This is a genomic window from Nocardioides sp. Soil805 (assembly GCF_001429625.1).
In the GTDB taxonomy this organism is placed as follows: domain Bacteria; phylum Actinomycetota; class Actinomycetes; order Propionibacteriales; family Nocardioidaceae; genus Nocardioides.
Window position 1 is genome coordinate 921,916 of sequence record NZ_LMSU01000001.1, and the last position, 25,206, is coordinate 947,121.

General features: G+C 73.0%; 28 protein-coding genes. 10 read left to right on the forward strand and 18 right to left on the reverse strand.

Features of this window, described 5'->3' with window-relative positions:
- Positions 1-22 precede the first annotated feature (22 nt).
- The 3 genes from ASG94_RS04605 to ASG94_RS21245 are packed head-to-tail and all read right to left on the reverse strand — an operon-like array spanning position 23 to position 2,063.
- Complete coding sequence (locus ASG94_RS04605) at positions 23-361, reverse strand: hypothetical protein (RefSeq protein WP_056925190.1); 339 nt, start codon at positions 359-361, stop codon at positions 23-25.
- Complete coding sequence (locus ASG94_RS04610; RefSeq protein ID WP_235537129.1) at positions 358-1,893, reverse strand: leucyl aminopeptidase; 1,536 nt, start codon at positions 1,891-1,893, stop codon at positions 358-360. Before ASG94_RS04610 ends, ASG94_RS04605 begins: the two co-directional genes overlap by 4 nt.
- Before the next feature lie 2 nt (positions 1,894-1,895).
- Entirely contained in the window at positions 1,896-2,063 is a 168-nt protein-coding gene (locus ASG94_RS21245; protein ID WP_082599809.1) for a DUF3117 domain-containing protein, read from the reverse strand.
- A gap of 152 nt (positions 2,064-2,215) precedes the next feature.
- Here ASG94_RS21245 and ASG94_RS04615 point away from each other — a divergent pair, with 152 nt between their 5' ends.
- Both ASG94_RS04615 and ASG94_RS04620 read left to right on the forward strand, forming a co-directional pair.
- Positions 2,216-3,001: a PaaX family transcriptional regulator gene (locus ASG94_RS04615; protein ID WP_082623924.1), complete on the forward strand. Its 786-nt coding sequence runs from the start codon at positions 2,216-2,218 to the stop codon at positions 2,999-3,001.
- Positions 3,002-3,018: 17 nt separating this feature from the next.
- On the forward strand, positions 3,019-3,816 hold the full coding sequence (locus ASG94_RS04620) for an enoyl-CoA hydratase/isomerase family protein (protein WP_056925192.1): 798 nt from the start codon (positions 3,019-3,021) through the stop codon (positions 3,814-3,816).
- 315 nt (positions 3,817-4,131) lie between these two features.
- Here ASG94_RS04620 and ASG94_RS04625 read toward each other — a convergent pair whose 3' ends face one another.
- The 7 genes from ASG94_RS04625 to ASG94_RS04655 form a co-directional block, all read right to left on the reverse strand.
- Positions 4,132-4,914: a M14 family zinc carboxypeptidase gene (locus ASG94_RS04625; protein WP_056925193.1), complete on the reverse strand. Its 783-nt coding sequence runs from the start codon at positions 4,912-4,914 to the stop codon at positions 4,132-4,134.
- Positions 4,911-5,336 carry a hypothetical protein gene (locus ASG94_RS04630; protein WP_056925194.1) on the reverse strand — a complete coding sequence of 142 codons (426 nt, stop codon included), beginning with the start codon at positions 5,334-5,336 and terminating at the stop codon, positions 4,911-4,913. The genes ASG94_RS04625 and ASG94_RS04630 overlap by 4 nt, the downstream gene beginning before the upstream one ends.
- A gap of 14 nt (positions 5,337-5,350) precedes the next feature.
- Positions 5,351-5,683, reverse strand: a complete 333-nt coding sequence (locus tag ASG94_RS04635) for a DivIVA domain-containing protein (RefSeq protein WP_056925195.1) — start codon at positions 5,681-5,683, stop codon at positions 5,351-5,353.
- 4 nt (positions 5,684-5,687) lie between these two features.
- Entirely contained in the window at positions 5,688-6,431 is a 744-nt protein-coding gene (locus tag ASG94_RS04640; protein WP_056926293.1) for a TIGR00730 family Rossman fold protein, read from the reverse strand.
- An 8-nt stretch (positions 6,432-6,439) separates the two neighbouring features.
- Entirely contained in the window at positions 6,440-7,522 is a 1,083-nt protein-coding gene (gene dapE / locus ASG94_RS04645) for a succinyl-diaminopimelate desuccinylase (RefSeq protein ID WP_056925196.1), read from the reverse strand.
- Between the two features lie 92 nt (positions 7,523-7,614).
- Entirely contained in the window at positions 7,615-10,860 is a 3,246-nt protein-coding gene (gene ileS, locus ASG94_RS04650) for an isoleucine--tRNA ligase (protein WP_056925197.1), read from the reverse strand.
- A 248-nt stretch (positions 10,861-11,108) separates the two neighbouring features.
- Positions 11,109-11,732 (reverse strand): hypothetical protein, encoded by a 624-nt coding sequence (locus tag ASG94_RS04655; protein ID WP_056925198.1) that lies wholly within the window; start codon positions 11,730-11,732, stop codon positions 11,109-11,111.
- A 56-nt stretch (positions 11,733-11,788) separates the two neighbouring features.
- On the opposite strand from ASG94_RS04655, the gene ASG94_RS04660 reads away from it, so the two are divergent.
- The 5 genes from ASG94_RS04660 (at position 11,789) to ASG94_RS04680 (ending at position 15,483) form a co-directional block, all read left to right on the forward strand.
- The gene (locus tag ASG94_RS04660) at positions 11,789-12,328 is read left to right on the forward strand and encodes a DinB family protein (RefSeq protein ID WP_200958016.1); all 540 of its coding nucleotides are present in this window, start codon (positions 11,789-11,791) and stop codon (positions 12,326-12,328) included.
- A gap of 117 nt (positions 12,329-12,445) precedes the next feature.
- Positions 12,446-13,393 (forward strand): 2,3,4,5-tetrahydropyridine-2,6-dicarboxylate N-succinyltransferase, encoded by a 948-nt coding sequence (gene dapD, locus ASG94_RS04665; protein ID WP_082623926.1) that lies wholly within the window; start codon positions 12,446-12,448, stop codon positions 13,391-13,393.
- A gap of 3 nt (positions 13,394-13,396) precedes the next feature.
- Entirely contained in the window at positions 13,397-14,365 is a 969-nt protein-coding gene (locus ASG94_RS04670; protein ID WP_056925199.1) for a hypothetical protein, read from the forward strand.
- A 156-nt stretch (positions 14,366-14,521) separates the two neighbouring features.
- On the forward strand, positions 14,522-14,851 hold the full coding sequence (locus ASG94_RS04675) for a hypothetical protein (protein ID WP_056925200.1): 330 nt from the start codon (positions 14,522-14,524) through the stop codon (positions 14,849-14,851).
- 74 nt (positions 14,852-14,925) lie between these two features.
- Complete coding sequence (locus ASG94_RS04680; protein ID WP_056925201.1) at positions 14,926-15,483, forward strand: hypothetical protein; 558 nt, start codon at positions 14,926-14,928, stop codon at positions 15,481-15,483.
- 16 nt (positions 15,484-15,499) lie between these two features.
- Here the strand turns inward: ASG94_RS04680 and dapC are convergent, their stop codons facing one another.
- Complete coding sequence (gene dapC / locus ASG94_RS04685) at positions 15,500-16,636, reverse strand: succinyldiaminopimelate transaminase (RefSeq protein WP_056925202.1); 1,137 nt, start codon at positions 16,634-16,636, stop codon at positions 15,500-15,502.
- A gap of 9 nt (positions 16,637-16,645) precedes the next feature.
- Entirely contained in the window at positions 16,646-16,972 is a 327-nt protein-coding gene (gene fdxA / locus ASG94_RS04690; RefSeq protein WP_056925203.1) for a ferredoxin, read from the reverse strand.
- A 55-nt stretch (positions 16,973-17,027) separates the two neighbouring features.
- Between fdxA and ASG94_RS04695 the strand changes: the two genes are divergently transcribed.
- From ASG94_RS04695 to ASG94_RS04705, 3 genes are all read left to right on the forward strand, one after another.
- A complete protein-coding gene (locus tag ASG94_RS04695) occupies positions 17,028-17,999 on the forward strand; it encodes a GNAT family N-acetyltransferase (RefSeq protein ID WP_056925204.1) in 972 nt (323 codons plus the stop codon).
- A gap of 234 nt (positions 18,000-18,233) precedes the next feature.
- Complete coding sequence (gene aspS / locus ASG94_RS04700; RefSeq protein WP_056925205.1) at positions 18,234-19,505, forward strand: aspartate--tRNA(Asn) ligase; 1,272 nt, start codon at positions 18,234-18,236, stop codon at positions 19,503-19,505.
- Positions 19,506-19,548: 43 nt separating this feature from the next.
- The gene (locus tag ASG94_RS04705) at positions 19,549-20,370 is read left to right on the forward strand and encodes a hypothetical protein (protein ID WP_056925206.1); all 822 of its coding nucleotides are present in this window, start codon (positions 19,549-19,551) and stop codon (positions 20,368-20,370) included.
- Here the strand turns inward: ASG94_RS04705 and ASG94_RS04710 are convergent.
- Genes ASG94_RS04710 through ASG94_RS04735 form a run of 6 tightly spaced genes read right to left on the reverse strand, consistent with a single transcriptional unit; the run spans position 20,363 to position 25,181 of the window.
- A complete protein-coding gene (locus tag ASG94_RS04710) occupies positions 20,363-22,129 on the reverse strand; it encodes a VanW family protein (protein ID WP_156411420.1) in 1,767 nt (588 codons plus the stop codon). The two genes, ASG94_RS04705 and ASG94_RS04710, sit on opposite strands and share 8 nt — an antisense overlap.
- A gap of 10 nt (positions 22,130-22,139) precedes the next feature.
- Positions 22,140-22,505, reverse strand: coding sequence for a hypothetical protein (locus ASG94_RS04715; protein WP_056925208.1), 366 nt, complete (start codon positions 22,503-22,505; stop codon positions 22,140-22,142).
- A gap of 4 nt (positions 22,506-22,509) precedes the next feature.
- Positions 22,510-23,454 (reverse strand): N-acetyl-1-D-myo-inositol-2-amino-2-deoxy-alpha-D-glucopyranoside deacetylase, encoded by a 945-nt coding sequence (gene mshB, locus ASG94_RS04720; protein WP_056925209.1) that lies wholly within the window; start codon positions 23,452-23,454, stop codon positions 22,510-22,512.
- Positions 23,451-24,461 (reverse strand): DMT family transporter, encoded by a 1,011-nt coding sequence (locus tag ASG94_RS04725; RefSeq protein ID WP_056925210.1) that lies wholly within the window; start codon positions 24,459-24,461, stop codon positions 23,451-23,453. Before ASG94_RS04725 ends, mshB begins: the two co-directional genes overlap by 4 nt.
- On the reverse strand, positions 24,454-24,741 hold the full coding sequence (locus ASG94_RS04730; protein ID WP_056925211.1) for a hypothetical protein: 288 nt from the start codon (positions 24,739-24,741) through the stop codon (positions 24,454-24,456). Before ASG94_RS04730 ends, ASG94_RS04725 begins: the two co-directional genes overlap by 8 nt.
- Positions 24,738-25,181 (reverse strand): (deoxy)nucleoside triphosphate pyrophosphohydrolase, encoded by a 444-nt coding sequence (locus ASG94_RS04735; protein WP_056925212.1) that lies wholly within the window; start codon positions 25,179-25,181, stop codon positions 24,738-24,740. The genes ASG94_RS04730 and ASG94_RS04735 overlap by 4 nt, the downstream gene beginning before the upstream one ends.
- Positions 25,182-25,206 lie beyond the last annotated feature (25 nt).

Consider the following 25,206-nt stretch of genomic DNA (forward strand, 5'->3'; position numbering starts at 1 on the left):
CGGCCGTCGGGACCCGGGCGTCTCAGGCGTGGGGCGTCGCGGTGAAGCCGTCCCAGCCCTCGGCGATCGCGACGACGTCGCACGCCTCGACGAGGACCGGCGGGCTGCCGATGATCCGTGATCCCGGGGCGTCGGCGGCCCCTTCCTCGAAGGTGCGCTGGAACTCCGCGCGTGCCTCGTCGGAGCCGAAGACGTACGAGCCCTCGAACCACTCTCCGCGGCGCATCCGCCAGGTCTTGAAGCCCAGTCCGGCCATGCCTGTGAAGCGGGCGTGCGAGGTCTCGGCGACGTACGACGCCAGCTGCTCCTCGACGCCCTCCGGGGCGTCGGCGAGCGACCACCGGACGGTGAGCCCCCTCATCGACCGATGCCCTCGAGCGGGGACTCCGACCCCAGCCAGGTGAGCAGCAGGCGCGGCCCGAAGCCGGTCGGGCCGGCGGTCCACTCGTAGCGCTCGGCCGGCGCCTCGGCGATCGACGCGAAGTCGATGTGCGCCCACGGCACGTCGCCGGTGAAGTGCTGGAGGTAGAGGGCGGCCGTGATGGCGCCGGCCCCTCCCGCGGCGTTGTCGCCGTCGGCGACCCGCGAGCTGACCTTCTCCTCGTAGTCGGCCACCAGGGGCATCCGCCACAGCAGCTCGCCGGACTCCTCGGCCGCTGCGGCGAGGGCGGTCGAGATGCCCTCGTCGTTGGCGAAGTAGCCGCCGGTCCCCTGTCCGAGCGCGACCTTCATCGCCCCGGTGAGGGTGGCGATGTCGACCAGGACGTCGGGGCGCACCTCGGCGACGGCGTAGGCCAGGGCATCGGCCATCACAAGCCGGCCCTCGGCGTCGGTGTTGTTGACCTCGCTGGTGCGACCGCCGTAGTGCGTGATCACGTCGCCGGGACGCATCGCGGACCCGCTGATGGCGTTCTCGGCGACCGGCACGAGGCCGACCACCCGCACAGGGCAGCCGACGTCGGCCAGTGCGGCCATGGTGGCGAGCACCGCTGCGCCGCCGGACATGTCGCGCTTCATCGAGAGCATGCTCTCGGCGGGCTTGATGTCGAGCCCACCGGAGTCGAAGGTGATGCCCTTGCCGACCAGCACCACCGTGGGGGTGCCCTTGCCGGCGCGGGGCGGGGTGTAGTCGAGGCGGATGAGTCGCGGCGGGGAGACCGAGCCGCCACCGACGGCGAGGATGCCGCCGAAGCCGTCGGCCGCCAGCGCGTGCTCGTCCCAGACGGTCACGTCGAGGCCGGCCTCGGCCGCGAACTCCTCCGCCTGCTCGGCCAGCCAGGCGGGGCTCTTGAGGTTGGCCGGCACGGTGGCCAGCATCCGCGAGCGCCAGCCGGCGCCGCCGAGCGCGATCGCGCGGGCCAGCTCGTCGTCGTACGCGCCGTCGTGGTCGTCGACCCCGGCAAGCACGATGCGTCGTACGGGCTGCTCGGACGGTCCGGACGAGCGCCAGTGGAAGGCGAAGGAACCGAGCGTCGCGCCGACCACGAAGGCCGCCAGCGCGCCCTCGGGAGCGATCGCGGTGATCGAGGTGACGACGCTGGCGCGGTCCTTGGCCGCCCGCGCGACCGTGGCACCGGCCCGGCGGAAGTCGGTGACGGCCTGGTCGCCGAGCCCCACGAGGAGGACGGTCGTGACCGCGTCGGAGACGACCGGGACGGTGGTCACCTCGCCGGTGCGCCCGGTGGCGCGGGCCGACGCGAGGAGCTCGAGCAGGTCGACCCCCAGCAGCTCGGACGCCTCGTCGGCGCCGGGACCGAGGACGACGTCGCCGTCCTCGCCCGGGAGGACCGGGAACGCCCAGACCTCACCGCCGCCGATCTGGTGCGGCAGGGCCGAGCTGAGGGCGAACTCCGGGGGTGAGACCTGGGAGGGGAGCTGGGGGGTCGCGGCCACGATCAGCCGACGACGTCCTTGAGGGCGTCCCCGAGGGCGCCGGCCTCGTCGGCGTTGAGCTCGACCACCAGGCGTCCACCGCCCTCGAGCGGGACGCGCATGACGATGCCGCGGCCTTCCTTGGTGACCTCGAGCGGTCCGTCCCCAGTCCTGGGCTTCATGGCGGCCATCGGCGCAACCCTCTTCCTGATTCAGCTCAGTGGGCCGCGTGGCTCCACATGCGAAATCGAGGCAGCTCGGCCACCCCGACGAAGTCGTACGGACTCCATTATCCCTCATGTCGTGGGTGATGGGCACCACAGGGGCTGGCAGACTCCCGAGCATGCACGCGCGGTCCGCCCTCTTCGACGTCTACGGCGACCACCTGCGCACGCGCGGGCACCGAGCCGCCGTGGCCGACCTGGTGCGTCTCCTCGACCCGATCGGCATCGCTGCGCCTGCGGTCCGCACCGCCATCTCGCGGATGGTGTCCCAGGGCTGGCTCGAGCCAGCCACGGTGGAGGGACACCGCGGGTACGCCGCCACCCCGCAGGCGATCCGTCGCCTGGAGGAGGCGGCCGACCGCATCTACCGGCGCCGCGACGACCACTGGGACGGGTGCTGGCAGCTGCTGCTCCTCGACCCCTTCCCCTCCCGCGCCGTCCGCGCGGCCGTGCTCCGCGACCTCCCCTACCTCGGCTACGCCGCCCTCGACGACCGGGTGTGGGTGAGCCCGTGGGTCCGCGCCGACCTCGTCGAGACGCTCGGGCGCGCCGGGGCCACCGCGACGACCGCCCGGGCCCTGGACTTCGACCCCTTCGACTCGCCCACGCGTGCCTGGGACCTCGACGCGATCGGGACGGAGTACGCCGCGTGGCTCGACGCCGCCTCCTCCTCCGTCGAGGCCCACCTCGACGCGCACCCCGACCCCGACGAGGCGGCCTTCGCGGCCCGCTTCCACCTGGTGCACGAGTGGCGCAAGTTCCTCTTCACCGATCCGGGTCTCCCGGACCAGCTGCTCCCCGACGACTGGGCCGGGCGTCGGGCCAGCGACTACTTCCGGCGGGAGGCCGACCGGCTGGCGACGGCCTCGGAGGCCTTCGTGGCCCGCACCCTCTCCCCCGCCTGATCGGGCAGACTGCGCCCATGACCTCGACCGATCCCGTGCTGCTCGACGTCGATGCCGGCGTCGCCACGATCACCCTCAACCGCCCCGACGCGATGAACGGCCTCGACGTGGCCACCAAGGACCTGCTCCTCGAGACCGTGCTGCGGGTCGCCGAGGACGCGGAGGTGCGCTGCGTCGTGCTCACCGGCAGCGGCCGGGCGTTCTGCGTGGGCCAGGACCTCAAGGAGCACCTCGCCGGCCTGCGCGGCGACGCCAGCGTGCCGCTGTCGGACACCGTCGAGCGCCACTACAACCCGACCGTGCTCGCCCTGGCCACGATGGCCAAGCCGGTCGTCGCCGCGGTCAACGGCGTGGCCGCCGGCGCCGGCGCCAGCCTTGCCTTCGCCGCCGACTTCCGGGTGCTGGCCGACTCGGCCGCCTTCAACACCTCCTTCGCCGGCGTGGCGCTGTCCTGCGACACCGGGGCGAGCTGGACCCTGCCGCGCCTGGTCGGGCGGGGCACGGCGATGGAGCTGCTCTACTTCCCGCGCACCCTGCCGGCCGCGGAGGCGCTGGAGCTCGGGCTGGCCACGCAGGTCGTGCCGGCCGCCGACCTCGCCTCGACCGTGCGCGACCTGGCGACGCGGCTGGCCGCGGGGCCGACCGTGGCGTACGGCTCCATCCGGCAGGCCGTCGAGCACTCCTCCTCGCACTCCTTCGCCGAGTCGTTGGCCTTCGAGGCCGACAAGATGGCCCTCACCGGCGGCACCGAGGACCACCTCGCCGCCGTCGACGCGTTCATGGCCAAGGAGAAGCCCACCTTCCACGGCCGCTGACGCCGACCGGGCGCTTCCTGTCACCTGGACCGCGCCGAGCGGGCGCTTCCTGTCACCACAGCCCTGCCGACCGGGCACTTCCTGGCCGCACCACACTGCCGACCGGGCACTTCCTGGCCGCACCACACTGCCGAGCGGGCACTTCCTGTCACCTAGACCGCGGCGAGCGGGCACTTCCGTGTCGCAGCCACCTGAGACGAATGGCCAGGACGTGCCCGGTCGGCGGTGCCCAGCTGTCAGGAAGTGCCCGGTCGGCCGTCCCCAGCGGTCAGGAAGCGCCCGCTCAGGAAGTGCCCGGTCGACGGTCCCCAGCGGTCAGGAAGTGCCCGGTCGGGTACGACGGGCGCCGAGGACGTCGAGCAGCTGCCGCGGCGCCTCGACGACCATGCGGTGCCGGGGCGGGCGGGCGGCGTACTCGATGGTGAGCGCGGCGCCGGCGAAGCGGGCGTTGTACCAGCTCGTCATGGTGCCGTGGCACAGCCCGCCGCAGTCCAGGGTGGTCGTCGGCAGCCGCAGCGCCCGGGCCAGTCGGCGGGCGAAGCGCGGGTCCTTGGTGTCGGTGTCGACGCCGTCGAGCGGCTGGTGGAAGCTCAGCACCCGCCGCGGGCGGACCTGGCGCAGGAACGCCATCACCGCGCGGGTCTCGGGCTCGCTGCCCGGACGCGGTCCTGACTCGTAGCTGCCGTCCAGGTCCACCCAGTCGTGGGGGAAGTTGCGGTTGAGGTCGACCCCGTGGGCGTTGCGCCGGCTGTGCCGGGCCAGGCCGTCGGGGTTGACGACCGGCACGACCCACAGGTCGATCCCGCGGATCGGCCTGCCGTCGCGCAGGCTGGTGAGGATCTGCCGCGTGTGCGGCTCGTTGCCGTGCATCGTGGAGAGCAGCACGACCCGGCGCTCGCCGGGCTCGCCGAGGCGCCAGGCGTGCAGGGGCCGGCCCTGCACCGAGCGGCCGATGACGCGGTGCTCGACCACGGCGGCCGGCCGGTCGACGGCTGAGGGGGCAGCGACGGCAGTCGCAGGGGCGGCGCCGGAGGTGGTCGTGGTCGCGGGAGCGCCGACGAGCACGCCGGCCAGGGCGAGCGCGAGCAGCCGCTTCACACTGCGGAGGTGAGGTAGGCGAACGTGAAGACGACGACCCCGACGAGCATCCCCACGTGGGCGAGGACCGAGAGCCCCGGCCCCTTGCTCCAGCTGTCCGTGGCCTTGTCCCCGGCGTGCTTGCCGCGGGTGGGCAGCCACCGCATCAGGATCAGCAGCCCGGCGATCGCGGTCACCCAGAAGAACCCGAGGGCGACGATCCCGATTACCGAGCCACCGAGGAACGAGTCCTCGGGGAACGCCAGGAAGACCACCCACAGCACCAGGGCGGCCGAGCCCGCGACGGTGTGCAGCAGCAGCAGGCGCGAGCTGATCTGGGAGTGCCCGGCGGTGGCGTCGCCCCGGGCCAGTCGCAGCCGGGTCAACACCACGACGACCGCGGCCAGCGGCGTCAGGACGTAGACGAGGATCTCGGTGGACATCCGCGCAGTGTGCCCTAGACGGGGTCGCCGTCGCCACGCGCGGTGGCCTGACCAGAGCTGTGGCCGGGACGCTCGTCGGGGCCCTGGTCGGGGTGCTCGCCGCGGCGCTCGTCCAGCTGCGCGGCGAGGCGCTCGAGCAGCGTGTCCACCTCCGACATCCGGTAGCCCCGCAGGCCCAGCGAGAAGCGCACGCCGCGGATGTCGTCACCGCTGAGGGGCCCGGTCGCCGGGACGCGGACGTCGGGACGGTCGTCGTACTCCTCGGGCAGTGATCCCCCGCGTCCGGACGCGACCACCGCCACTCCCCCCATGGCCAGCACGATGAGGATCGCGAAGAACCACGTCATCGCGTCACTCCGGTCGTTCGGCCGACGGCGTGGGCACGTCGTCGCCACGCGCCGCGACCATCATGGCGACGGCCTCCTCGACGTCGTCGGTGAGGGTGAGCATGTCGAGGTCCTCGGCGTTGATCTTGCCCTCGGCGAGCACGGTGTCGCGCAGCCAGGCGATCAGGCCGCTCCAGTACTCGACGCCCATCAGGACGATGGGGAACGAGGTGACCTTCTGGGTCTGGACGAGGGTGAGCGCCTCGAAGAGCTCGTCGAAGGTCCCCAGCCCGCCGGGCAGCACGACGAAGCCCTGGGCGTACTTGACGAACATCGTCTTGCGGGCGAAGAAGTAGCGGAAGTTGATGCCCTTGTCGACCCACTGGTTGAGGCCGGCCTCGAAGGGCAGCTCGATGCCGAGCCCCACGCTCGCTCCGCCTGCCTCGCTGGCGCCCTTGTTGGCGGCCTCCATCGCCCCCGGGCCCCCGCCCGTGATGACGGCGAAACCCTCCTGCGCCAGCCGGCGACCGACCTGCTCGGCGACGCCGTAGTCGTGCGCGTCGGGCTTGGTCCGCGCGGAGCCGAAGACCCCGATCGCCGGTCCGATCTCGGCCAGCGCTCCGAAGCCCTCGATGAACTCGGCCTGGATACGCATCACGCGCCAGGGGTCGGTGTGCACCCAGTCGCTGGGACCACGCGAGTCGAGCAGCCGCTGGTCGGTGGTGCCCGTCTCGACCTGCCCGCGCCGCTCCAGGACGGGGCCCTTCATCCGGTCCTTCACGACACGTCCCCCTGGTCCGAGCCGTCGGTGAGCCAGGCCCGCAGCACCCGCTCGCAGCGCTCGATGTGCTCGACGGGCACGTGCTCGTCCTGCTTGTGGGCGAACATCGGGTCGCCGGGTCCGAAGTTGACCGCCGGGATGCCGAGCTTGGTGAACTGGGCGACGTCGGTCCAGCCGAACTTGGGGGCGACGTCCCCGCCCACCACGTCGACGAAGGCCTTGGCCGCGGGCCGGTCCAGGCCCGGCATGGCGCCGGCCGCCATGTCGGTGACGGTGACCTCGAAGCCCTCGAAGAAGTCCCGGACGAAGGCCTCCGCGTCCTCCTCGCTCCGGTCGGGCGCGAAGCGGAAGTTGACCTCGACGACGCACTCGTCGGGGACCACGTTGCCGGCGACGCCGCCGCGGATGCCGGTGGCGTTGAGCCCCTCGTGATAGGTCAGGCCGTCGATCTCGGGCCGGCGGGCGACGTACTCGTTGAGCCGGGCCAGGATCGGCGCCGCCTTGTGGATGGCGTTGACGCCCTTCCAGCTGCGGGCGGAGTGTGCGCGCTCGCCCGTGGTGCGTACGTCGACCCGCAGCGTGCCCTGGCAGCCGGCCTCGACGGCCGCGTTGCTGGGCTCCATGAGGATCGCGAAGTCGGCCTCCAGCAGGTCGGGGTCGCTCTCGGTCAGCTTGCGCAGGCCGTTGTGGACCGAGTCGACCTCCTCGGCCTCGTAGAAGATGAAGGTGAGGTCGCGGTTGGGATCGGTGAGGTCTGCGGAGAGCTTGAGCATCACCGCGTCGCCGCCCTTCATGTCGCAGGTCCCCAGCCCGTGCAGGATGCCGTCCTCGAGCCGCGACGGCAGGTTGTCGTTGAGCGGCACGGTGTCGATGTGGCCCGCGACGACCACCCGCTCACCACGGCCCAGCTCGGTGCGCGCGACCAGGGTGTGGCCCCGGCGGGTGACGGTGAGGTGCGGGAGCGCGCGCAGCACCGCCTCGACGGCGTCGGCGATCTCCTGCTCGTGGTGGGAGACCGACTCGATGTCGACGAGCTGCTGGGTCAGGGTGACGACGTCGGCCGAGAGGTCAAGTGGCATGGGCCGATTCAACCAGCCGGTCGCCGAGGAGGTGCGGGAGCCACGTCCCCGGGGTCCGGGAACGTCGCTCTCGCACCGCTGCCTCCGACGTGTCAGGCGCGGGTGACCGAGACCGCGACCTCGGGCGCCTCGTCGTACGCCACGCTGGTGGCCAGCGTCTCCTCGACGAGCAGCGCCTCGTGGGTGCGGGCCGCGGCGACCACCTCGGCGGGGCCGGAGACCGACAGGGCGATCCGGTCGCTGACCTGGAGGCCCGCGTCCTTGCGGGCCTGCTGGACCGCTCGGACCAGGTCGCGAGCGGTGCCCTCGGCCTCGAGCTCTGGGGTCACCGCCGTGTCGAGGACGACGAAGCCGCCCCGCGGCAGCATGCCGACCGCGGTGGAGTCGTCCGCGGCGCCGGCGACGGTGTCCAGGGAGTACTCCCCCTCCACCAGCGCGAGCCCGCCGGCGACGACCGTGCCGTCCTCGGCGACCGACCAGTCGCCCGTCTTCGAGCCCTTGATGGCGTGCTGGACGTCCTTGCCGAGCCGCGGACCGGCGGCACGGGCGTTGACGGTCAGCTTCTGGGAGACGCCGTACGACGCCGCCTCGGGCGCGTCCGCGGCCAGCACGTCGACCGCCTTGAGGTTGAGCTCGTCGGCGACCAGCGACTCGAAGCCGGTCAGGTCGGCGTCGGCCACGACCGTCAGCCGCGACAGCGGGAGCCGGTTGCGCAGTCCTGCGGCCTTGCGCAGCGCGGAGCCGGCCGAGCAGACGTCACGCACGGCGTCCATGGAGACGACCAGGTCGTGGTCCGCCGGCAGGTCCTCCACCAGAGGCCAGTCGGTGAGGTGCACCGAGCGTCCACCGGTGAGGCCGCGCCAGATCTCCTCGGAGGTCAGCGGCATCAGCGGCGCGGTGACCCGGCAGACGGTCTCCAGCACGGTGTAGAGGGTGTCGAACGCGTCCGCGTCCTCGTCCCAGAAGCGCTCGCGCGAGCGCCGGATGTACCAGTTGGTGAGGACGTCGAGGAACGACCGGGTCGAGTCGCACGCGTTGGCGACCTCGTAGTCGTCGAGCTGGCGGGTCATCGCGGCGACGTACTCGCGCAGCTTGGCCAGGATGTAGCGGTCCATCGGGTCGGTGCTGTCGGTGCGGGGGCGGGCGTCGTGGCCCTGCCCGTCGCCGGCCGTGTTGGCGTACAGGCTGAAGAAGTACCAGCTGTTCCACAGCGGGATGAGCACCTGCCGCACCGAGTCGCGGATGCCCTGCTCGGTGACGACGAGGTTGCCGCCGCGCAGGATCGGGCTCGACATGAGGAACCAGCGCATCGCGTCGGCGCCGTCGCGGTCGAACACCTCGCGCACGTCGGGGTAGTTGCGCAGCGACTTGGACATCTTCTGCCCGTCGTTGCCGAGCACGATGCCGTGGCTGACGCACGTCTCGAACGCGGGGCGGTCGAAGATCGCGCCGGCGAGGACGTGCATCGTGTAGAACCAGCCGCGCGTCTGGCCGATGTACTCGACGATGAAGTCGCCCGGGAAGTGCCCGCCGCGGCGAACGCCGTCGGCATCTTCGGCGCCGACGAACCAGTCCTTGTTCTCGAACGGGTAGTGCACCTGCGCGAACGACATCGAGCCGGAGTCGAACCACACGTCGAGCACGTCGGTGACGCGGCGCATCGTCGAGCGTCCGGTCGGGTCGTCGGGGTTGGGCCGGGTCAGCTCGTCGACGAACGGGCGGTGCAGGTCGGGCTCGCCGTCGGCGTTGCGGGGCAGGGTGCCGAAGTCACGCTCGATCTCCTCGAAGCTGCCGTAGACGTCGAGGCGCGGGTACTCCTCGGAGTCGGACTTCCACACCGGCACCGGGCTGCCCCAGAAGCGGTTGCGGGTGATCGACCAGTCGCGGGCGTTCTCCAGCCACTTGCCGAAGGAGCCGTCCTTGATGTGCTCGGGCACCCAGCGGATCTGCTGGTTGAGCTCCATCAGGCGGTCCTTGACCGCGGTCACCTCGACGAACCACGACGAGACGCCCTTGTAGATCAGGGGCTCGCGGCAGCGCCAGCAGTGCGGGTAGGAGTGGTCGTAGGTCTCGCGGCGCAGCAGCACCGTGCCGGGCGTGACCGAGCCGGTCTCCCCTTCGCCCTTCGTCGCGGCCTTGAGGTGCTCGATCACGTGGAGGTTGGCGTCGAAGACGAGCATCCCCTCGTAGTCGGTGACCGGGAAGGTGAAGCGCCCGTCCTTGCCGACCGGCATGACCGCCTCGATGCCCTCGCGGTCGGTGACGACCTTGTCGTCCTCACCGAAGGCGCCGGCGGTGTGCACCAGCCCGGTGCCGTCGGTCGTGGTGACGAACTCGGCGGGCACGAGGCGGAAGGCGCGCTCGTGGCCGGCGTAGTAGCTGAATGGGGGGGCGTACTCCAGACCGACGAGGTCGGCGCCCTTGTGACGACCGATGATCGTGGGCTCGTCGGTGTCGGGGTAGAGCTCGCGCTTGTACGACGCCAGGCGCGCCTCGGCGATGAGGTAGCGCTCCGGACTGCCGGTGGGCGCAGCGGACTGCACGACGACGTAGTCGATGTCCTCGCCGACCATGACGGCGAGGTTGGACGGCAGGGTCCACGGGGTCGTCGTCCAGACGAGCACCTTGGTGCCGAACAGGTCGCCGTCGGTGACGATGTCGTACCCGACCGTGACGGCCGGGTCCTGCCGCATCTGGTAGACCTCGTCGTCCATGCGCAGCTCGTGGTTGGACAACGGGGTCTCGTCGTTCCAGCAGTAGGGCAGGACGCGGAAGCCCTCGTAGACCAGGCCCTTGTCGTGGAGCTGCTTGAAGGCCCACATGACCGACTCCATGAAGTCGGGGTTCATGGTCTTGTAGTCGTGGTCGAAGTCGACCCAGCGGGCCTGGCGGGTCACGTAGTCGCGCCACTCGCCGGTGTACTTCAGGACGGACTCGCGGCAGGCGGCGTTGAACTTCTCGATGCCGAGCTCGTGGATCTCGTCGGTGGTCTTGAGGCCGAGCTGGCGCATCGCCTCGAGCTCGGCGGGCAGGCCGTGGGTGTCCCAGCCGAAGCGGCGCTCGACGCGACGTCCGCGCATCGTCTGGTAGCGCGGGATGAGGTCCTTGACGTAGCCGGTGAGCAGGTGGCCGTAGTGCGGCAGGCCGTTGGCGAAGGGCGGGCCGTCGTAGAAGACGAACTCGTTGTCGCCGTCGGTGCCGGCATCACGCTGCTCGACGCTCGCGGCGAAGGTGTCGTCGGCGTCCCAGTAGGCCAGCACGGCCTCCTCGATCGCCGGGAACGTCGGCGCGCTCGGGACGGTGGTGGAGGACGTGTGGGAGACCTTGGGGTAGGTCATCGGTGACTCCTGCGGTGGTCGTCGTACAGCTCGGGCTGATGCCACGAGGACGATCGACTGACCGCGGTACCACCTCGCTTGCGCCGCCTCCCGGCGGTGCCGCTCGTTGTCGGCTGTGACGGGCCACCCGTCCGGGTCTAGTGGGCTCGTCGCCGGTGCGCGACGGCCGTTCTTCCGGAGGCTCGCCGCTGATGACGGCTCAGACGCCTGTGCGGCGATCGTACGGCGCGGGGCGCGGGGCGCGCGAATCAGTTGCGGTCGGCGGCAGTCGCAGGCTCGCTCGACCGGAGCGCCAGCCACGCCAGGACGCGGCGAGCAGTCTCCTCGGGCACGAGGCCGGAGTTGTCGAGGCGCAGGTGCCGGTGTGCGGCATACACCGCGTCGGCGGCGCTCGGCCCGTCCGGGTCGGTGTTCATCCGGTGGCGCACATCGGCCTCCCGCACGTGCGCGTCGGACCAGGCGAGGTCGGCCTTGGACGGCTTGGCGGCGATGCGGTCCGACCCGGTGTTGCGGACCAGCCGCGTCTCCAGGTCGGCGTACAGCTCGACGAAGGAGACCGGCAGGCCGCGCTCGGCGTACGGCGCCAGCAGGGCCCGGACCGTGTCCGCGTCGGCCTCGACGTCGACCGGCCAGACGAAGGTGAAGACGAGGCGCAGGCCGGAGCGCGCTGCCTCCTCGATCACCCGCCGCCGGAACTCGTCCTTGAGCAGCTCGAAGGCGGGCGAGTCGAAGCCGAAGGTCTCGGCGAGCGGCTCGATGGTGTGGTGGTTGTGGAAGAGCCGGAAGTCGGAGGCGGCGCAGATCGCCCGGCCGACGGTCATCTTGCCGACCGCAGGGGGTCCGGTCACCACCACCAGCTCGCCGCTCGACATGTGGCGGGACGCTATGCGGTTGCCCCGGTCCCCGCCAAGCCGATTGGGTGGGGTCCATGACCGAGATCGGCTTCAACGGCATGTGGCTGCCCCAGGACCAGGACCCGCGGATGAACGAGACGCCCGCCCGCGGGGAGCGCGCCGTCCTCGTGGAGTACCTCGAGCACTACCGCGCGACACTGGAGCTGAAGTGCGAGGGGCTGACCCCCGAACAGCTGGGCACCCGGTCGGTCCCGCCGTCGCGGATGTCGCTGCTCGGCATGGTGCGGCACTTCGCCCGGGTCGAGCAGTCGTGGTTCCGCCGGATCCTGGAGGGACAGCACGACCTCGAGCGGCACTTCCAGGACGAGGACGGCGGCTTCGCGTTCGGCGAGCCGACGCAGGAGCTGGTGGACGCGTCCTTCGCGCTGCTGCGCGAGGAGGTCGCGCACGCCCGCGAGGTGCTGGAGCGCACCGACCTCGACGCCCTCGTCGACGTGCACGGCGACGAGATCGAGGTGCGCGACGTGGTGGTGCACATGATCGAGGAGTACGCCCGGCACTGCGGCCACGCGGACCTGCTCCGGGAGTGCCTGGACGGCAGGACCGGGCAGTAGAGGCGGCAGGACCGGGCAGTAGAGGCGGCAGAGCGGACCGTAGGGACGGCTGGACCGGACCGTAGGGACGGCAGGACCGGTCGGTGGCCCTTCGACGCACTCCGTAGTCTTGCCGCCGTGACTGACTCCGCTGCCCGCCCCGCCTGGGGCCACGGCCTGGTGACCCTCGACCCCGCCGACCACGTCCTCGACGTGTGGTTTCCCTCCCCCGCGCTGGGCGAGCGGGACGGCCAGGACGTCCCCGACGGCCTGGTGGCGCTCGCCGGACCCGACGAGGCCCGCGGCGTACGACGCGAGCTGCGGGTCGTCGAGATCGCCGACCTCGGCGCCGCTCCGGCGAGCACCGAGGACGTGTGGCTGCGCCTGCACCTGCTGTCGGCCCGGCTCGTCCGCCCCCACGAGATCTCCATGGACGGCGTCTTCGGCCTGCTCACCAACGTCGTGTGGACCAGCGCCGGGCCGTGCGCCGTCGAGGGCTTCGAGCTCACCCGCGCCCGACTCCAGCGCGAGGGCCACCACGTCACCGTGCACGGGGTGGACAAGTTCCCCCGGATGGTCGACTACGTGCTGCCCTCCGGGGTCCGGATCGCCGACGCCGACCGGGTCCGCCTCGGCGCCCACCTGGCCAGCGGCACCACCGTGATGCACGAGGGCTTCGTCAACTTCAACGCCGGCACCCTCGGCGCCTCGATGGTCGAGGGGCGCATCTCGGCCGGTGTCCTGGTCGGCGACGGCTCGGACGTCGGGGGCGGCTCCTCGATCATGGGCACGCTGTCGGGGGGCGGCAAGGAGGTCGTCTCCATCGGCGAGCGTTGCCTGCTGGGCGCCAACGCCGGCATCGGCATCTCCCTCGGCGACGACTGCGTCGTGGAGGCCGGCTGCTACGTCACCGCCGGCACCAAGGTGACGCTGCCCGCCGACGAGGGGAAGGTCGTCAAGGCCCTCGAGCTCTCCGGCGCCAGCAACGTGCTCTTCCGCCGCAACTCGGTCACCGGGGCCGTCGAGGCCGTGCCGTGGAAGCGCGTGGGCATCGCCCTCAACACCGCGCTCCACGCCAACGACTAGCGCATGACCCGGCTCGGCAGGGCCGTCGTCATCGGCCTGGCCGTGGTCCTCGTCGTCGTCGGGGTCGGCGTCCTGGTCGACCGTGACGGCGGCGGCTCGCTCTTCGACTCCCACGGATGCACGGCGGAGGTCGACGACCTCGTCGTCGACCTGTCGCTGGAGCAGGCGGAGAACGCCGCCCTCATCACGGCCGTCTCCGTGCAGCGGGGCCTCCCGGCGCGCGCCGCCAGCATCGCCCTCGCCACGGCGTACCAGGAGTCGGACCTGCTCAACATCGAGCACGGCGACCGCGACTCGGTGGGCCTGTTCCAGCAGCGTCCCTCGCAGGGCTGGGGCACGGTCGAGCAGATCCTCGACCCGATGCACTCGATCAACGCCTTCTACGACGCGCTGGTGAAGATCGACGGCTACGAGGCGATGGAGATCACCGTGGCCGCGCAGGCGGTGCAGCGCTCGGCCTTCCCGGACGCCTACGCCGACCACGAGGCCGACGGACGCGCGCTGGCCTCCGCCCTCACCGGCAACCACGAGGCGGCCTTCTGGTGCGACACCGCGGGCGACTCGGACGAGGACCCGGACCGGCTGGACGGGTCCGGCCTCGTACGCCGCGCGGCCACCGTGCGCGAGGACCTCGAGGCAGCGTTCGGACCGCTCTCCCTCGGCGGCTTCGCCCCGGAGGGCGTCTCGACGGGCCACATGGAGGGCTCCGCGCACTACGAGGGCCGGGCCGTCGACGTGTTCGTGCGCCCGATCAGCCCGGCCAACACCAAGCGGGGCTGGGCGCTCGCGCACTACCTCGTCGCGCAGGCCGACCGGCTGGACATCGAGACGGTCATCTTCGACGACCGCATCTGGAAGGCCGGCTCGCGCAGCGACGACGGCTGGCGTGACTACGACGTGCCGTCCTCCTCGCGGGGGGACCGGGCGATCCTCGAGCACCGCGACCACGTGCACGTCGACGTCGCGGACTGAGCCCGGACGACGCCGCGCCGGCCGCGGGGCGCCCCGGGCTGCCGGCGCCCGGTGCGGCCGCCCCGTCGCCCCCTTCACGGAACGACCACATCGGGCCCGCATCGGACCTACCATGGCGCAACCCGGTGCTCGGGCCGGCTACCCGAGGGACCTGACATGGCGAGCTTCACCTCGACGCTCTACACGATCGGCACGGCCCTGAGCCGCGCCCAGGACGCCGAGGTGGCCGTCGACCTGCTCGTCACGGGCCAGTGGATCCACGGGCACGTGAGCGCCCTCGACGGCCACGGCGTCGTGCTGCACGGTGACGGTGACGAGCTCGCCATCATCCGCATGCAGAGCATCGACGCGGTGCGGGTGCGCCAGGCCGCGGCCTTCGAGGGACGGCCGGAGGTGGAGGCGGGCAGGCACGACGAGGCCACCGAGCCGATGCCGAGCGGGCGGGCGCACCCCATGCCGGCTGCGCCGTCGGACCGGGCGGTCTGATCCACCCTCCCCAAATCGGGTACGTGGGTGCGGACCCGGATCGACGGGACCGATCGCGGACCTAGCGTCCGGGCATGCGGACATCGACCATCTACACCATCGGTACGGCGCTCACCCGGGCCCAGGGCTCGGACGTGACCGTGGACGTCCTCGTCACCGGACAGTGGCTGCACGGCCACGTCAGTGCGGTCGACGGCCACGGCCTGGTCCTGCACGGGGACGACGACGTGCTGTCGGTCCTGCGCATGGACAGCATCAGTGCGGTCCAGGTCAGGCAGGCCGCCGAGTTCGAGGCCCATGCCCAGGTCGAGGCGCCGAACGAGGCCACCGTGCACCCGATGCCGTCGTCCCCGAGCCGCCCGGACTGGGCGCACCCGGACGCCGCCCGGACCGCCCCGGCCGCCCCTCCGACCGTGGACCCGGCGCCGTGGGCTCCGTCGCACGCCACCCCCGTCGCCGGTCCGATCGTGATGGGTCCGGTCGCCGTACCGAGCCCGCGGAACCGCGATCGGGCACAGCGCCCCACGGTGGGACCGATCACCGCCCCGTCCGCGGTGCCCGACGCCGGCCTGCACACGATGCTGCGCCCGCGCCGGCAGAGCGCCGTGGCGGAGCAGGCGCCCGCCTCGTAGGACTCGGGCGAGGGGCTCAGCCGAGGCGGGCGACCGCCGCGTCGATGCGCTCGTCGGTGGCGGTGAAGGCCACCCGGACGTGCCGCCGCCCGGCCGGACCGTAGAACTCGCCGGGCGCGACCAGGATCCCCTGGTCGGCCAGCGCGGACACGGTCTCCCAGCAGCCCTCGTCGCGGGTGCTCCACAGGTAGAGCGACGCCTCCGAGTGGTCGATGCGGAAACCGGCGCGCTGCAGGGCCTCGCGGAGCTTGGCCCGCCTGGCGGCGTAGCGGGCGTGCTGCTCGACCACGTGGGCGTCGTCGTCGAGCGCGGCGATCATCGCCCGCTGCTGCGGGCCGGGCACCTGCAGCCCGAGGTTCTTGCGGACGGCCAGCAGCTCGCCGACCAGGGCCGGGTCGCCGGCGACGAACGCGCAGCGGTAGCCGGCCAGGTTGGAGCGCTTGGACAGCGAGTGGACGGCGAGGATCCCCTCGTGGCTGCCGCCGCAGACGTCGGGGTGCAGCACCGAGACCGGCCCAGCGTCGGGCGCGGCGTCCCACGCCATCTCGATGTAGCACTCGTCGGAGACCAGGATCGTGCCGCGCTCGCGGCACCACTCCACCACCTTGCGCAGGTGGGCGACGGGCAGCACCCGCCCGGTGGGGTTGGACGGGCTGTTGAGCCACAGCAGACGCGGCACCTCGGGACCGAGCGAGGTGAGCGAGTCGGTGGCGACGGCACGGGCGCCCGCCAGTGCCGCACCGACCTCGTACGTCGGGTAGGCCAGCTCCGGGTAGGCGATGAGGTCACCGGCACCGATGCCGAGGTGGACCGGCATCGAGCCGATCAGCTCCTTGGAGCCGATGACCGGCAGCACCGCGTCGAGGCCGAGGCCCGTGACGCCGAAGCGCCGCCCCAGCCAGTCGATCGCCGCCTGGCGGGTGGCCTCGAGCCCGATCGTCGTCGGGTAGCCCGGCGCGTCGGCCGCGTCGGCCAGCGCGCGCTGGACCACCGCGGGCGTCGGGTCGACCGGGGTGCCGACCGAGAGGTCGACGATGCCGTCAGGGTGCGACCGCGCGCGGGCGGCGTACGCCGTCAGCTTGTCCCACGGGAAGTCGGGGAGCCGCTCGGAGACCCGGGTTCCCGGGGACCGCCGGGCTCGTACCTCAGCCAAGGAACGAGGTCACTCGTCGTGCTCCTGGGGAGGCAGCGCGGCGACGAGCGGGTGGTCCTTGTCGATCTCGCCCATCTTGGCGGCGCCACCGGGCGAGCCGAGGTCGTCGAAGAACTGGACGTTGGCCTCGTAGTAGGCCTTCCACTCCTCGGGGGTGTCGTCCTCGTAGAAGATCGCCTCGACCGGGCAGACCGGCTCGCACGCACCGCAGTCGACGCACTCGTCGGGGTGGATGTAGAGCATGCGCTTGCCCTCGTAGATGCAGTCGACGGGGCACTCGTCGACGCACGCGCGGTCCTTGAGGTCGACGCACGGCTGGGCGATGACGTAGGTCACCGGGTCCTCCTGGAGGCAAGGGATGGAGCGAACGTGACCACTCTAATATCCCGACATGCCCTCGACGCCGGAACCCCACACCGTGGGCAGGCACCTGCTCGGACCCCACGTCGTCGGGCAGCGGGTCGTCGTCCGGCACGTCGTGCGCGGCGAGACGGGGCCCACGGGCGGGCCGGCCCTCAACGACGTCCTCGGGATCTGCCGGTCGTGGTCCACCGGACCCGACGGCATCGTCGTCATCGACGCGGACCTCGGTCCCGTGTCCGTGCCGGTGGCCGACATCGTCTCCGGCAAGCCGGTGCCGCCCCGCCCCTCGGTGCGCCACCGCGACTCCCCCCGCGAGGTCGAGCTGCACACCCACGTGCTGTGGCCCGACCTGGTCGCCGAGCCGCTGGGCGAGTGGGTCCTGCGCTGCGCCCCGGCGTACGACGGTCGGCTCCGGCGACGCGCCAACTCGGCGCTCGCGATGGGCGACCCCGGGCTGCCCCTGGCGGACGCCTCTGCCGCGGTGCAGGCCTGGCACCGCGAGCGGGACCGGGAGCCGATGGTGATGGCCGTCGCCGGGTCCGGGGAGGAGTCCGGGCTGCTGGACCTCGGCTGGCGCGACCTCGGCAGCGGGTCGGCGCACTGCCAGGTGGCGGGGGTCGCGAAGGCCCTGCGCGCCTGCAACGCGCCGTCACCCGAGCCCCGCACCCCACCGGTCGGGGGTGGAGCGGATGTGACAGCGCGTGACAGCGAGGAGGGCGGGCGGCTGGTGGTCGCGCTCGGGGACGGTACGGCGACCGGTCGCGCGACGCTGGACGGTGACTGGGTGGTGCTCGACGGCGTCGCCGTGGACGCCGACCACCGCCGGCAGGGGCTGGCCACGCGGGTCCTCGCGGAGCTCCTCGACTGGGCCGCCTCGCAGGGCGCGCGGACCGCGATGCTCCAGGTGGAGACGGACAACCCGGGCGCGGTGCGGCTCTACGAGGGCCTGGGCTTCGTCACCCACCACACCTACCGCTACCTGGTGACCGCTACCCCGTGACCGTCCGGTCGCCCCGCTCGCGCGAAACCGATGTGCGTCAGGAGCCCCGCCGGGCCTAGCATCCACCCCGACGGCCGCGGGACCTGACACCTCCCCTGCACACCCGCAGCGCAGCGACCGTCCGCGCGTCCGGCGTCACCGACGAGAGGCCGGGGCCGACCCGGCAAAGGTGTGGTGGCACCGCGACCTAGCCCCCGCCCACACCTCCAGGGCCCAGTCCACCTGGAGGTCGCCATGAGAACGCTCTGCACATCCCTGCCCACCCTCGCGCCCGGCTCGCCGGTGACGCTGGAGGGGTGGGTCCACCGTCGCCGCGAGCTGGCGAAGGTCACCTTCCTCGTCGTCCGCGACCGCAGCGGCCTGGCCCAGGTCGTGCTGCCGGCCGGGAGCGTCGTACCGCCCGAGGAGACGACGGTGCGGGTGACCGGCACGGCCACCGCCAACGCCCAGGCCCCCGGCGGCGTCGAGGTCACCGACGCGGTGGTCGAGTCGCTCACCGAGCCGGCCGAGACCCCGCCGGCCGAGCTGTGGCGCCCGCACCTCGACGTCCAGCTCCCGACGCTGCTCGACCACGCGCCCGTGCTGTGGCGCCACCCGGCCCAGCGGGCCCGCTGGGAGCTCGCGGCCGCGTCGCTGCGGGGGTTCCGCGCCAGCCTCGACGCGCACGGCTTCACCGAGGTCACCACTCCCAAGTTCGTGGAGTCGGCCACCGAGTCGGGGGCGAACGTCTTCGCGGTCGACTACTTCGGGCGCCCGGCGTACCTCGCCCAGAGCCCGCAGTTCTACAAGCAGCAGCTCGTCGGCGTCTTCGAGCGGGTCTACGAGGTCGGGCCGGTCTTCCGTGCCGAGCCCCACGACACGGTGCGCCACCTCGCGGAGTACCGCTCGCTCGACGTGGAGCTCGGCTTCATCCGCGACCACCGCGACGTGCTCGCGGTGCTGCGGGAGGTGCTCGCCGGGATGGTCGCCGGCATCGGCGAGCACGCCGCCGCCGCGGTCGAGCGCACGGGCGCGCGGGTGCCGGAGGTTCCGACGGAGATCCCGGTGATCCACTTCGCCGACGCGCTGGCGCTGGTGGGGGCACCCGCGGACGAGCCGGACCTGGCGCCCGAGCACGAGCGCGCGCTCGGGGCGTGGGCCCTGGAGGAGCACGGGTCGGACTTCCTGGCGGTCGAGGGCTACCCGATGGCCAAGCGGCCCTTCTACACCCACCCCCAGCCCGACGACCCCCGCTGGTCGAACAGCTTCGACCTGCTCTTCCGGGGCCTCGAGCTGGTCACCGGGGGTCAGCGGCTGCACCGGCCGGGCGACTACGACGCCGCGATCCGCGCGCGCGGCGAGGACCCGGCCGACTACGCGGCGTACCTCCAGGCCTTCCGGCACGGGATGCCGCCGCACGGCGGCTTCGCGATCGGGCTGGAGCGCTGGGTCGCCCGACTGGTGGAGGCGACGAACGTCCGCGAGGTCACGCTCTTCCCGCGCGACCTGCACCGGCTCACGCCCTGACGGCTGCGTGGCCGGCTCACCGCGAGGCGTGTTGGATGGCGCCATGAGCATCGCGGAGCGCACCACGTCAGCCACCCGCGCCGACCGGGCCCGCCAGGTCGTCGTCACGCTCGCCGAGGTCTTCTGCGTCGTGGGGACCCTGGTGGGCGTCGGCGTGATCGGCACCCGGGTCGAGGAGTCGTCGGGCGGGGCGCTGGCGGCCGACGCCACGTTGCTGGCGCCGCTGGGGCCGGCCTTCTCGATCTGGTCGGTCGTGTACGCCGGCCTCGCGGCGTACACGGTCTGGCAGTGGCTGCCGTCGGTCACCACCTCGCCGAGGGCGCGCGCCACCGGCTGGCTGGCAGCGGCCTCCATGGCGCTCAACGCCGCCTGGCTGCTGGTCACCCAGCAGGGCTGGCTGTGGACGAGCGTGGTCGTGATCCTCGCCCTGGTGCTGGTGCTCGGCCTGCTGGTGCAGCGCCTCGCCGACCTCGGCGCGCCGTCGGCGCTCGCCGAGCGAGTGGTCGTCGAGGGGACCTTCGGGCTCTACCTCGGCTGGGTCTGCGTGGCCGTGTGCGCCAACGTCACGGCCACCCTGGTGGCCGAGGGCGTCGACCCGTCGTCCCCACTGGCCGACCTGGTCGCCGTGGCCGTGCTGGTGGTCGTGGTCGGCGTGGTCGCCCTCGTGCTCACTCGCACCGGGCGGCGCTGGACCTTCGCCGCCGCGGCCGCGTGGGGCCTGGCCTGGATCGCCGTCGGCCGGCTCACCGACGCCCCGCACTCGGTGCTCGTGGGCAGCGCCGCGACCCTCGCGGGCGTGGCCGTGGTGGTGCTGGCCGCGCGCGCTCGCCCCGTCCCGGAGCAGGCACGGGCGCAGGTCAGCTGATGTTGTCCTCGGCGTCCGGGTTGGTGCAGATCACCGTGTCGCTGGGCGTGTAGGTCGTCGAGAAGACCTCGGGAGCGCGGGTCTCGGTGTTGGCCCCGACCGGCTCGAAGTAGCGCGTCACGTCGATGTCGAAGCCGCCGTAGCCCTCGTTGGCGTGGCACTGCACGGTGTCGACGCGGCGCACCTTCGCCTGGGTGACGTTGTGCCGCTCGCCGGTGGAGGTGGTGATGTCCCAGTACTTCGTGGAGTACATCGACACGGTCACCACCCCGCTGGTCGTGAGCGTGGCCGGGGTGACCTTGGCGCTGATGAGGACGCCGTACGGCGTGTCGTTGCGGAAGCGCAGGTCGACGGCACCCCACGCGACGGTGGCCTCGCGGCCGATCGGGTAGCGGTCGATGTAGAACGAGTGCGGCTTGTGCTCGACGTCCTCGAGGCCGGCGAAGAACATCGCGTTGAAGGTCGTGGTCGCCATCTGCGAGACGCCGCCGCCGAGGTCGCTGACCAGGATGCCGTCGGAGATGATGTAGCCCTCGGTGAAGCCGTTCTCGCGGGTCCGCTCGCCGACCGTGTCGTTGAGGCTGAAGGTCTCCCCCGGACGCAGCAGGGTGCCGTCGACGAGCTCCGCGGCCCGGCCGATGTTGACGTTGCGGTACTCGGCGTAGGGGTAGTAGGTCGTGAAGCTCGAGACCTGCTCCTTCACCTGGAGGGCTCGGGCCTCCTTGGTGGTGAAGTCCGGTCGGGCGACCTCGGCGTCGACGGCCAGGGTGCGCTGGTCGCCGGTGGCCGCCACGAGCCCGAGGAAGCCGTCGAGCACCTGCTGGCGGTCGTAGGTCACGCCGGGCTTCGCCGGGACGACCTGCGGCCGGCCGCCGACGAGGGCCACCGTCGCGTCCACCGGGGCGCCGTCGACGGCGACCTTGCCCTCGAGCATCGCGGTGAGGACGTCGCGGTCCAGGCGCGGCACGAGCTCGCCGTCGACCGGTTCCATGGTCAGCGCCGGCGTGTAGTCGGCGGGCTGGAGGCGGACGGTCGACTGCTCGAAGGTCAGCGCCACCGGACCGGACACGGCGGCGTTGGCGAAGGACTCCCTGGCCTCGGCGAGGTCCCCGGCATCGATCTCGGGCTGCTGCTCGACGAGCTCGAGCTCGGCGGTGCCGCCGTCGAGCCAGGCCCCGGCCAGCGCCTCGCCGGTGGCGGCCGCGTCAAGCGAACGACCGGTGCGCGGCGTCGTCTCGGTGAAGCGGGCGGCCTCGAAGGTGAGCGTGCCCTCACGCACGGGGCGGCCGTGCTCGGCGTCGAGGCGGGTGACCAGGGCGGCCAGCGCGGCCTCGTCGACGGTGACCTCGGCGTCGAGTTCGTCGCCGCCGGTGAAGTAGTTCCAGAGCCGGACCGGGTCCCAGCTCTCCTCGCCGCCGGCCTCGGCGACCGACGCCTCGTAGTCGACCGCCAGGCCGGCCTCGGTGGGCTCGATGCTGACCGGCGTGCCGTCGACGGTGGCCTCGACCGGGGCGCTCACCTGGTCGGCGAGGCCGGCCTGGAGGCGGTCGGCCGCCTCGGCCTGCGGGTGCCCGCCGATGCTGACGCCGCTCACGGTCGTGCCGCGCGGCACCTTGTCGGCGGCGGCGTAGTGCGCCGCGACGTACAACCCGCCGAAGACGACCAGCAGACCCAGCAGCAGCCAGAGCACGACCTTGCCGCCGGCCCTGTCCGGGGAGCCGGGAGCGGCCTCGACGTCGGAGGTGGAGAGGAACGACACGCACCGCATCCTAGGTCGGGTGCGGTGATTCCCCGGGATCCTCGCGCGCGCCCCGGGCCGGCCCGCTGGTGGCCAGCGCGACCAGCAGCACGAGGAACGAGCCACCCAGCAGCGCGTAGCCGGAGGCGTTGGCCGCGATCAGGTAGTCCCCCTCGGGGCGCGGCACGGTCGCGTAGGCCACGGCGCCCATCCAGCCGAGCATGAAGGCCAGGCGCGACCACCAGCCGCGCGGCAGGACGGCCGCGACGGCGACCGCGGCCGCCAGTCCCAGGGCCAGGCCCCAGCCGTGCTGGTGGAGCAGCACGGCGGCCAGGCCGCTCGCGGCCCCCACCACGAGCAGCCCCGCCGCGCACCCGCCCCTCAGGACGAGGGACACCGGCTCAGAGCCCGGCGAAGAGGTCGGCCTCGAAGCCGTCCTCGCCCACCGGGCCGCGGGCGCCCTTGGCCAGGACGTAGTACTCGTCGCCCCAGAACGCGTGGCCGGACTCGGCGCCGGCGAAGAACGGGCCGTCGGGGTCGACCTGCGTGCGGTGCAGCTTGAGGGCGTTCATCTTCTGCGCGGCGAAGGCCTGGCCGTCGACGCGCGCCGAGATGAGGTCGTCGGCGGTGACGAACGGGCCGAGGTCGCCGTCGGGGTCCATGCCCTCGAAGCTGGTGGTGTCGCCGGCCTCCCGCATCTGGCGCAGGCTCTCGCGCATCCGGTTCTCGCTCATCGCGCACCAGTAGACCTTGGCGACGTCGTGGGCCTCGCCGAGGTCGCGCTTGTAGGCCGGGACGGCCGCCAGCGCGGTGGCGTACGTCGCGACGCGGTGCGCCTGGATGTGGTCGGGGTGGCCGTAGCCGCCGAACTCGTCGTACGTCACCAGCACCTGCGGGCGGACGTCGCGGATGATCCGCACCAGCTCGTCGGCGGCCTCGCGCAGGTCGGCGTTCCAGAAGGCGTTGTCGGGCACGAACTCGCCGGCGACGGCGTGGCCGTCCTCGTGCCAGGCCATCCCGGAGTCGTGGAAGCGGCCGAAGCCGCCCAGCCAGCGGTGGTCGGTCACGCCGAGGGCGGCCATCGCGTCGGCGATCTCGCCCCTGCGGCGCTCGCCCAGCCCGCCGTCCTTCTCGAAGGCCAGGTGCTCGAGGTCGGGGACCAGCACCTCGCCCATCTCGCCGGCGGTGCAGGTCACGACGGTGACGCCGCGCCCCTCCTGGACGTACCTGGCCATGGTGGCGCCGTTGTTGATCGTCTCGTCGTCGGGGTGCGCGTGCACGAGGAGCAGGCGCTGGTCGAAGCCGCCGTCCTGAGGAGGCGCCCCGGCGCCGGCTCGTTGGGTCATGGCTCCACCCTAGGCGGGGCGCCTCGACGCCCCCACGAGATGCTGCCGGTGCCCAGCGCGACGCCGACCACGGCGACCACGAGGCCCACCAGCTCGAGCGCACCGAGGGTCTCGCCCAGGACCAGCCAAGCCAGCACCGCGGTGACCGGCGGGGACAGGAAGAAGAGCGAGGCCCCGGCGCCAGCTCCCCCGGCGCGCACCAGCTTGCCGAGCAGCAGCAGGCCGATGATCGAGTTGACCACGGCGAGGAACAGCACGGTGAGCCCACCGCGGACCGGGTCGTCGACCGCGTGGGTGCCCTCCAGCGCGAGCGCCAGCAGCGCCAGCGGCGGCACCGAGACCGTGAACTGGATGGCCGCCGACCACCACGGGTCGGGGGCGTGCCCGATCCAGCGCTGGCCCAGCGTGCCGAGGCTGAGGGTGATCGCACCGAAGACGCCGAGAGCCACGGCCACCGGGCCGCCCGCCTTGTCGATGTCGGGACCGAGGACCAGCACGACCCCGCCGACGCCGATGGCGAGGCCGACGACCTGCCGCAGCGAGAGCCGCTCCTTGAGCAGGACGGCGGCCAGGACGGCGGTGAGCACCGGCGTCAGGGCGTGCAGCAGCGACGCGAGGGTGGCGCCGAGGCCGGCGTCGAAGGCGAGGTACATCGCGCCGAACTGGACCGCGTTCATCGCCAGCCCGGTCAGCGCGATCCGGGCCAGGTCGGTCCGGTCGATGCGCAGCGGCCCGCGCAGCAGCCGCGCCACCACCAGCGCGATCGCGGCGGCGAGCGCGAAGCGCAGCGCGAGCAGCGTGAAGGGCGCGACGTGCTGCACGCCGTAGGGCCCCGAGATGTAGCCCGACGACCACACCAGCACGAAGGCGGCGGCGGGGACGAGCGGGAGTGACCCGACCGGCGGGCGGGGGGTGTCCGCCGCCGGGACACCCGCCGCGTCGGTCGCGGGACCGGTCGCGGGACCGGTCTCGGGGCCGGTCGCGGGACCCTTCGCCGGGTCAGTCACCGGTGGGTCGCTTGATCCGCCGGGGGGCGGCGGGCAGGTCCAGGGGCGGCAGCGGTGGCGCGTCGGCGACCGTGTCCTCGCGGTCGAGCCACCCGTCGTGCTCGTCGACGAGGAGCTCGACCAGGAAGTCCGGCGCGTCGGAGACCACCGCCCAGGGGTGCCCCTCGTCGTCGTCCTCGCCCGCCAGCCGCTCGCGGGTCACGTCCGCCTCGAAGCCGTCGGCGCCCAGGCGCGCCGCGACGGCGCGCGCGTCTTCCTCCTCGAAGAAGATGGCCCTCACGGCTGCCTCGTCCCCGTCCGCGTGCCCGTCATGCCGGCCATCGCGTCGGCCATCGCCTCGGCCAGGGGCGCCAGGAACGGCCGGTCCGGCTCCAGCCAGTCGACGTCGTCGAGGGCGCTCGCCGGCAGCCAGCGCACGCGGTCGTGCTCCGTGGGGACCGGCTCTCCTTCGACGAGCACGGCGACGGCGACTCGGAGCTCGTGGGTGTCGCCGATCGGCGCCGCGCCCGACAGCCAGGCGGTCACCTCGATCGTGCAGCCCAGCTCCTCGGCGACCTCGCGGACCAGCGCGGCGTCGGGAGCCTCGCCGGGCTCGACCTTGCCGCCGGGGAACTCCCAGCGGCCGGCGGCGGCCGCGGGCGTCGTACGACGTGCCGCCAGCACCCGGCCGTCGCGGACGACGGCGGCACCCACGACGAGGACGCGCGGCTGGTCGGTCACGACGCCGACCCTAGCCACCGCGCTC